General features: G+C 31.8%; 8 protein-coding genes. 1 reads left to right on the top strand and 7 read right to left on the bottom strand.

Going from position 1 to position 7,801, the window contains the following annotated elements:
• Positions 1–350: 350 nt before the first annotated feature.
• Positions 351–1,013 (bottom strand): hypothetical protein, encoded by a 663-nt coding sequence (locus RR409_RS14000; RefSeq protein ID WP_332558389.1) that lies wholly within the window; start codon positions 1,011–1,013, stop codon positions 351–353.
• A 166-nt stretch (positions 1,014–1,179) separates the two neighbouring features.
• Here RR409_RS14000 and yyaC point away from each other — a divergent pair, with 166 nt between their 5' ends.
• A complete protein-coding gene (gene yyaC / locus RR409_RS13995) occupies positions 1,180–1,737 on the top strand; it encodes a spore protease YyaC (protein WP_332558388.1) in 558 nt (185 codons plus the stop codon).
• Between the two features lie 89 nt (positions 1,738–1,826).
• Here the strand turns inward: yyaC and RR409_RS13990 are convergent, their stop codons facing one another.
• The 6 genes from RR409_RS13990 to RR409_RS13965 form a co-directional block, all read right to left on the bottom strand.
• The gene (locus RR409_RS13990) at positions 1,827–2,861 is read right to left on the bottom strand and encodes a rod shape-determining protein (RefSeq protein WP_332558387.1); all 1,035 of its coding nucleotides are present in this window, start codon (positions 2,859–2,861) and stop codon (positions 1,827–1,829) included.
• Between the two features lie 94 nt (positions 2,862–2,955).
• Positions 2,956–3,210, bottom strand: a complete 255-nt coding sequence (gene spoIIID, locus RR409_RS13985) for a sporulation transcriptional regulator SpoIIID (protein ID WP_332558386.1) — start codon at positions 3,208–3,210, stop codon at positions 2,956–2,958.
• Between the two features lie 125 nt (positions 3,211–3,335).
• Positions 3,336–4,019 carry a M23 family metallopeptidase gene (locus tag RR409_RS13980; protein WP_332558385.1) on the bottom strand — a complete coding sequence of 228 codons (684 nt, stop codon included), beginning with the start codon at positions 4,017–4,019 and terminating at the stop codon, positions 3,336–3,338.
• Between the two features lie 273 nt (positions 4,020–4,292).
• Entirely contained in the window at positions 4,293–5,417 is a 1,125-nt protein-coding gene (gene spoIID, locus RR409_RS13975; RefSeq protein ID WP_332558384.1) for a stage II sporulation protein D, read from the bottom strand.
• 256 nt (positions 5,418–5,673) lie between these two features.
• On the bottom strand, positions 5,674–6,939 hold the full coding sequence (gene murA / locus RR409_RS13970; protein WP_332558383.1) for a UDP-N-acetylglucosamine 1-carboxyvinyltransferase: 1,266 nt from the start codon (positions 6,937–6,939) through the stop codon (positions 5,674–5,676).
• 29 nt (positions 6,940–6,968) lie between these two features.
• On the bottom strand, positions 6,969–7,667 hold the full coding sequence (locus RR409_RS13965; RefSeq protein ID WP_332558382.1) for a hypothetical protein: 699 nt from the start codon (positions 7,665–7,667) through the stop codon (positions 6,969–6,971).
• Positions 7,668–7,801: the final 134 nt, after the last annotated feature.

Genomic DNA, 7,801 nt, shown 5'->3' with positions numbered 1-7,801 from the left:
ACCTACAACCTGCTGATTACAAGTCAGCTGCTCTACCGTTGAGCCATGCCAGCAATTTATTAGCTACTAGAGCTATTGTTAACATTGACAAGGATTAGTATACAATTTTATTTGGATTTTTTCAAACTTAAATTTGCCTGTTTTATTAGTTTATTTTCACTTACCTTCTGATTGTTTATAAATACTCTGCATTCCTATGATTACATAATTTATTTTAGTTTCACTTTAGAGTTATAGATTTCATACTGCTATAAGCATACTTCCTGAGTCTAACCCATTGGCTAAAGCAAAGGCTCACCTATGAAAGTATAGGTGAAATTTCACCTATTGTAACTCCCTTTGCAAATATATTATTTCTCCTCTTCTACGGTATTCATATCTATATATCTAGAGAAAATAGCCTTTATTTCATTTATCTCTTTTTCAGTTAACTTCTCTTCAATAATCTCCAATGCCCTTCTTACACCAATTTTTTGATTTTTATAACTTAGGTATTCTTGAAACTTTTCGTAATCACCTTTTGCCAAGTTTTTTGATATGGATAATAGTATTCCCTTATCTTTTAATGAAATATATGACATTATATCATTTATTGGCACCTTTATAACCTGATTTTTCTTTCTTTGTTCTATATTATAAGAATCAAATTGTTCATTACCATCATTAGTTATAGCAACTTCATTTTCTTGTTTATACAATTCCTCAAAATCATCTTTAACTATTTTTAAACCCTTATTTTTTTTGTAACCATGATAATCCATAGTTCCTGTTTCATCAAAAATATCACTAGGTTTATAACTTGAAATGGTACTCTCATTGGTATATTCGTTAACATTATCTTTTTTAGTAATATCTGATTTTTCATATCTATCATTATTTAATAGTTCCTGCTGTTTTCTAACAGTAGTAATATTTTCATTTATGTCTTTATTTGGCAGTCTATAGTTAATCATTATGTAGATACAAATAATGCTATACATAATAACAATTATAGAATAAGACTTTCTTTTCACTTTATCACCATCCTAAAAACCATCATCTATAGATTATTCCTAAAATTAATAATTTTATTCTAAAAAATATATTTGATTTTTCCCATAATTAACCTATTCCTAATGTTTTTCAAATAATAATTACATATATCTCCTCATATAAATAAACTAGGGGGGTGTGTGTTCAGTGAGTAAGATCAAAACGCATTACAAGGATCCTTTGGGGTATTATAACTTAGCTAATTTTATTAAGGATCATTTAAACGAAAACACTATAATAGTATGTATTGGCACTGATAGGTGTATTGGCGATTGTTTAGGTCCTTTAGTGGGAACATATCTTAGCGAAAAATTTTTTCCTCTTCCTGTATATGGGACTATATCAGATCCTATACATGCTTTGAATCTTGAATCAAAGCTGACTGAGATAAAATCAATTCATCCAACTTCTAAAATTATTGGTATAGATGCTTGTTTAGGTCCCTATTCAAGTATCGGTGAAATTCAAGTTAGAAATTATCCCATAAATCCTGGAAAAGGAGTGGGTAAAATATTACCACCTGTGGGGGATATATCAATAATTGGTATAGTAGACTCTAGTGATGATGATGAGCCTTTTACCACAAGAAATATACGTTTAAATTTAATTGTACAACTTTCAAAAGTAATAACTCACAGCTTAATGCACGCCTATCATCTTAGCTTCCAATATAAAGATAGTAAAGCAATGGACGAAGCTAGATAATTAATCACATATGAAAAATTCCACTGGCGGAACAATCAAATAAATTAATATGCAAAAAAGCAATATAGCCGAAGCTATATTGCTTTTTTCTAGTCTATTAGTGATACATGTTGACCACTAAAAGCATCATCTAATTTATCAATATAATCTAGTACTTTACCAGTGCCTAGTGCAACGCAGGACACTGAATCCTCAGCTACATAAACGGGTACTTTTGTAATTTCTTGAATTAGCTTATCTAGCCCATCTAATAGAGCTCCTCCTCCAGTCATAACTATTCCTTTATCTGCGATATCAGATGCTAATTCTGGTGGAGTTTTTTCTAAAACAGAATGAGTACATTCAGCAATTGCATAAACTGCTTCTTTTAAAGCTTCTCTCATTTCACTTGAATTTACCAGTATATTTTTGGGAAGTCCTGTTATAAGGTCTCTTCCTCTTATTTCCATACTCACTTCTTCTTCTTTAGGGTATGCGCACCCAATATTAATCTTTAAATCTTCCGCCGTTCTTTCACCTATCATTAACTTATGTTTTTTTCTAATATAACGAATAATTGCCTCGTCAAACTTGTCTCCTGCGACTTTAATTGATTCTCTGACAACCATTCCTCCAAGGGATATAACTGCAATATCAGTAGTCCCTCCACCAATATCAATAACCATATTCCCACTGGCTTTTGTTATATCCAGCCCTGCACCTATTGCAGCTGCTAAAGGTTCTTCAATTAAAGAAACTCTTTTTGCCCCTGCATTTTTAGCTGCATCATTTACCGCTCTTCTTTCAACTTCAGTTGCTTCACAAGGGACACAAACAACAACTCTTGGTGCTGACATCTTTCTTTTTCCACAAGCCTTCTTTATAAAGTGCTCAAGCATCTTCTCTGTAACATCATAGTCGGAAATTACACCATCTCTTAGTGGACGAATTGCAACAATATTACCTGGTGTTCTTCCTATCATCTTTCTAGCCTCTTCGCCTACTGCTAGTACCTTGTTGGCATTTTTATCAATAGCTACAACCGACGGCTCTTTTAAAATTACACCCTTACCTTTAATGTACACAAGTACTGTAGCAGTACCTAGGTCTATACCCATGTCTGTACCCATTCCGAAAAAAAACATCTTAAATTTCACTCCTGCTCTTTGGTATATTTGTACTATAATAATTTAAGTTTCGCTAAAATTTGCCTTAATTACTATTATAATACTAAATATTTTATCCTTCAATCGTTTTATACTTCATTCTTGTGGCTTTTCCACCTCTAATGTGTCTCTCTGACTTATTTAAATTTAAGATAGTTTTTGCTTCTTCAGCTATTTGCGGATTTATTTTAGGTAATCTCTCAGTCATATCCTTGTGTATTGTACTTTTACTTACTCCAAAAACTGATGCTGTTTTTCTTATAGTAGCTTGCGATTCAATAATGTATCTAGCGACCTCTAGTACTCTATCTTCGATGTAATCTTTCAAAGTGTTACCTCCTTAACCCTTCTATATTTATAAATATGCTGAAAACTAATGTGAAATTACTTTCTTATTAGTCATTTTCCGAAAGAATCGGAAAATGACTAAAATTACCACTTAAAATCTGTGAATTATTTTTTATAACTTACATAAGTAGCTGGATCTACATTTTTACCATCTTTTAAAACTTCAAAATGAAGATATGTTCCATACTCTTCATATGCTAAATTTGTAGTATCTCCAACTTTACCAATTTCTTGGGAAGCCTTAACTTTGTCTCCCTTTTTGATTGCTAACTTTTCATCTAAATTTGCATACTTAGTAATTAAACCATTCTGATGATCAATTTCTACATATATTCCCTCAGTGTCACGATCTACATTTTTAACAACTCCATCTAAAGTTGCTACTACAGATGCGCCCTTTTCAGCTTTAATATCCATTGCAGGGTGAGTTTTGTGATCATTAGTTGTTTTAAACTTAACTGGATCCTCTGAGTACGCTCTTCCTAATGAACCTTTAACTGGATTAACAAAACTTTTGTTTTCTGTATTAGAAACCGCCTGAGTTTTGTTTTGAACTTGTACATTTGGTACTGGTTTTATATCTTCTTTTACTTGAAGTGCATCTTGAGGATCTTTAGGTTCTGTTACAGTAGTTTCTTTTTGTTCCACAGGTGGATTCATTGCTGTATCTTTATTTCCACCAGCAGTAATTGCAGCTACTGTTGCCACAGCACATAAGCAGACGAAAAGTATTACGTAAAAACCTTCCTTTTTAATAAATTGTTTAAAATTATTGAATTTGTTGTTCATAAAAACACCTCCAACTGTATTCTAGACCTATATTTGGAAATTAATACATGTGTTAGAAATTTTTTTATTAAAGTTTTGATTTTCCTATTTATTACTGAGTTAACAAGGAATTAATTTAAAGTATTGCAATCATACGTACTTAGTTCTCTAAAATTTAACAACAAAAAGCTTCAAGAACATAAATATAATGATCTTGAAGCTTATATAACTTTTATTTAAAAAACTTAAGTTTTCGTATCATAATAATTAATCACAATTGTGAACTCAATGTTTTTACTTTTTCACACTTTTGATTTCTACTCCACTATAATAATGGGTTAGAATATCATTATACTTTTCCCCTTCTTTAGCCATAACATTGGCACCCCACTGACTCATCCCAACACCATGGCCATTTCCAGTACATTTAACAACCACTTCCTTCGATAGAAACTCGAGTTGGAAATTAGCTGAATTAAGTCCAAATAAAGTCCTAAACTTTGTACCTGGAATAGTTACATTGGCTAATTTTATCTCCTTAACGCTGCCACCCTCAGTCCTACTTTTTATCTGTACTTGATCTTTGATTTTATTAACATCAACCCCTGCATCTTTATATGCACTATTTACTGTAGATGCAAACTTTGAAAATGGAATAGTTACAGCACTTTTATATTTTGGGGCTATTTCTTCTCCAGGACTTTCAACACTTCTTAAGTAAGGTAGAGCATTTACAAAAACTTCTTCCACATTTTCTGTTTTCCCACTGCTAGTAGAAAAATAATATGCACCCTTTGCAAGCTCATTATTATATGTTAACACCATACCAGCAGTGCCATTAACAGCTTGCTCAATTTTTTGCCAATTTTTATCTCCATCTATTCCCCAAGCATTCAATCTAGTAGCTTTGTTCATATAGACTTGACAATGAATTGTATCACATAAATCTGCTCCCTTTGCATTGGCACAACCCCCTCCTAATGCTTTGGTATGAGCTATTGTATAAGTCCTCGCAGCTATTGCTTGTGCTTTTAAAGCCTCAATTTCAAAAGTTACAGGCATCTCGCTACTTATGACACCTTTTATATATTCTTCTAAAGGTAGATCTACAATTCTTCCTTCTTTAGTTAAATATACTTTTACATTACCTGCTTTCAAATTAAACTCGGTATTTTCCTTGGATCCATCCTTATTCACTATATCATTCACATTGTTATCATAATTTTTCACACCATTATCCCCAATAGATTTATTTTCTCCACTCTCACTAGCTCCTGGTTTTCCTAGAATCATGTATGCAGAAATAAATAAAAATACTATTGCTAAGCCGAAGTACATTAATATGTTCAAAACTGGCTTTAAGGAACTACCAATAACTCTGTAGTTTATTGTGGTCTTATTATCTTTATAGTATCTCATTTGGCTCCTCCTTCTTCCATAAAGTAATATTAATATTTATTAAAGACAAGCCAATAATATTACAACTACTTAAGCTATTTTTCACTTTATTACAGAGTAATAGGCTCTAATGACAGCTATGCTGGGAGTAGAGTCTATTCGTAGGGAATATCATAAATTGCACTAACCTAGTTACTTACTGTGCCCTATACCATTACTTATATGAAAATAAAGGCATAGTAAACCCTTATAGTTTACTATGCCTTTATTATATAAATTATTTATCATCATCAATTCTTATTATATCAGCACCCAAAGCTCTTAGTTTATTCTCAATAGAAACGTATCCTCTATCTATATGGTATATATCTTTTATAACAGTTTCTCCTTTTGCACATAATCCTGCTAAAATTAAAGAAGCTCCTGCTCTTAAATCTGTTGCCTTTACCTCTGCTCCAGTGAAGTCATTAACACCTTCAATAACTGCACTTCTTCCATCTATCTTTATATTTCCACCCATTCTTGTAAGTTCGCCAACTTGCATAAATCTATTCTCAAATACAGTTTCTGTGATTATGCTTGTACCGACTACCTTACCTAATAAACTCATCATCTGAGATTGCATATCCGTTGGGAACCCTGGATATGGCATTGTTATTATGTCTATAGGCTTTAGTTCTACATTCCCATCAACAAACATATCATTATCTTTCATAGTTATTATTACACCCATTTCCCGAAGTTTTGCAATCATGGGCCTTAAATATCTTTCATTTACACCTTTTATAGTAATGGCACTTTTAGTTATTGCCGCCGCAATCATAAAAGTTCCTGCCTCAATCCTATCAAATATTGGAACATACTCTGCCCCATTAAGATATTCTACTCCTAAAATAGTAATAGTATCTGTTCCTTCACCTTGGATATTAGCTCCCATTTCCCTTAAAAACATAGCTAAATCAATGATTTCTGGTTCCTTTGCTACATTTTCAATCACTGTAGTTCCCTCTGCTAAAGTAGCTGCCATCATAATGTTTTCAGTGGCACCAACAGAAGGAAAATCTAAATAAATATTATTTCCTCTTAATTTGTCAGCAGTTGCTTCTACATACCCGTGTCCAACCTTTATCTTTGCACCTAGTGCAGCTAATCCTTTAAGATGTAAGTCTATTGGTCTAGACCCAATATTACATCCTCCAGGAAGTGAAATTTTAAATTTCCCAAATCTAGCTAACATTGCACCCATAACCAAAAATGAAGCTCTCATTTTTCTTACAAGCTCATCATTTACATTTAAATCATTTAAATTACTTGTATTAACTTCAACTACATTATTGACCTTATCTATATTAACCTCTGCTAAAAGCGCTTCTAATACATCACATAATACAAACACGTCTTTCAACATTGGTGCATTTTTAATAGTACATTTGCCACCACTTAAAATTGTTGCTGCAAGAATTGGTAATACAGAGTTTTTTGCTGAACTTATGTTCACTTCTCCACTTAGTTTTTTACCACCCTTTATAATAAACTTACCCATCTTCATCCTCCAATTAACATGCTATTTTTTTAATAATCCAAGGTTATTTCTGGTGTACCCATGATTATATAGCATCCTGAGGAATACTTAACTACTGCACAATGAAAATCTATATCCAAATTTCCAATTTTTTTAGAATTATATAACTTAGTATTAGCGATATTGCTATATCCATTGTATAATTTAGCAGCATTAATGTTTTCCGCTTTATTTTGTTCGAGTGTATCTAAAACAAATTTATTAATTTCATCTAAATTGTTGCTTAAGACTTTTCCTTTGATACACTGAGAATAAATTATCCTGCTATTTACATGGGATAAAATCTCGGAAAGTTTACCTTGAAGCTCTTTTGTTTTATTTTCAGTATCTTCCTTAATTACTGTAACTGTAATTATATTTTCACCATCATAGGATGTGCAATTAATTGTTCCTTCATAATCTTCATTTAAAAATAAAATATTAGTAAATCCACCTTTATCTTCTATAGTATATTCCACATTGCCTAAAATGGTACATATTCTATTTAGGATATCCTTTGATAGCCCAGTGTCGCTCAAACTAGCCTTGAATGTAGCTGTAACAGAATATTTGCTAACCTCTATATTTTCATTAGAAAAGATTACATCAAATAAATCAACCTTTTCCTTTGCCAAAAGAAAACTATTATTAGATATCGATATAACTAGTGTTAAAAGAATAGTTAACAATATTTTAAACTTAAATTTCATATTAATTCCCCCTCACATTGAAAAGTATTGACAAGCCTTCAAATTCTATTCCATAAATTTACATTTAAATTTAAGAACACAATCACCTCCCTATCATTGAATAGAGAGGACCATAGGAGAATTAATATTATTTT

Origin of the sequence: Clostridium sp. (genome assembly GCF_036642255.1) — a bacterium.
In the GTDB taxonomy this organism is placed as follows: domain Bacteria; phylum Bacillota; class Clostridia; order Clostridiales; family Clostridiaceae; genus Clostridium_J.
The sequence above is the reverse complement of the archived record's forward strand: the minus strand, read 5'-3'. Positions and strand labels throughout refer to the sequence as shown.

Excerpts from the sequence above, each read along its gene's own strand:
- murA (WP_332558383.1), bottom strand. The coding sequence starts at position 6,939 with ATGGGTAAGTTTATTATAAAGGGTGGTAAAAAACTAAGTGGAGAAGTG.
- RR409_RS13965 (WP_332558382.1), bottom strand. The coding sequence starts at position 7,667 with ATGAAATTTAAGTTTAAAATATTGTTAACTATTCTTTTAACACTAGTT.
- RR409_RS13990 (WP_332558387.1), bottom strand. The coding sequence starts at position 2,861 with ATGTTTTTTTTCGGAATGGGTACAGACATGGGTATAGACCTAGGTACT.
- spoIID (WP_332558384.1), bottom strand. The coding sequence starts at position 5,417 with ATGAGATACTATAAAGATAATAAGACCACAATAAACTACAGAGTTATT.
- RR409_RS13980 (WP_332558385.1), bottom strand. The coding sequence starts at position 4,019 with ATGAACAACAAATTCAATAATTTTAAACAATTTATTAAAAAGGAAGGT.